Origin of the sequence: Neisseria sp. HMSC064E01 (genome assembly GCF_001808875.1) — a bacterium.
GTDB lineage: Bacteria > Pseudomonadota > Gammaproteobacteria > Burkholderiales > Neisseriaceae > Neisseria > Neisseria sicca_A.
Genome location: NZ_KV794925.1, coordinates 1 through 429, shown reverse-complemented (window position 1 = coordinate 429; position 429 = coordinate 1). Strand labels below are relative to the sequence as shown.

The 429-nt window shown below is 52.2% G+C and carries 1 pseudogene; it reads left to right on the top strand.

The annotated features are described in order from the left end of the window. Positions 1-429 (top strand): annotated as a pseudogene (locus HMPREF2572_RS14555) (integrase); the annotation flags it as partial.

The following is a 429-nucleotide window of genomic DNA, read 5'->3' as shown; positions in this document are numbered from 1 at the left end:
CCGCTGGAAAGAAAACCACGCCGCCCGCGTCATTTCAGACTTTGAAAAAGACGTTTTCCCCGCAATCGGAGAAATACAGATAACGGAAATCAGCGTATCAGACGTGAAAGCCGTTATATCCGCCATCATTGCACGGGGCGCAACCGTTACCGCCGAAAAAGTCAGGCAATGGATAGGGGCGGTTTACCAATACGCCGCCATGCTGGAAATTACCGACCGCAACCCCGCTGCCGTGTTACGCGGGCATTTCGAGCAATCCAAGACCGACCATCGCCCCGCCCTGCCCCGCGAAGAACTGACCGAGTTTTTTCGCCGCCTGATACTGGCAGAGATTGAGCCGCAAAATAGAATAGCCCTGATTTTGAATATGCTGACCTTTTTACGAAGCACGGAACTAAGGGGCGGACAATGGAATGAAATAGACTTTGA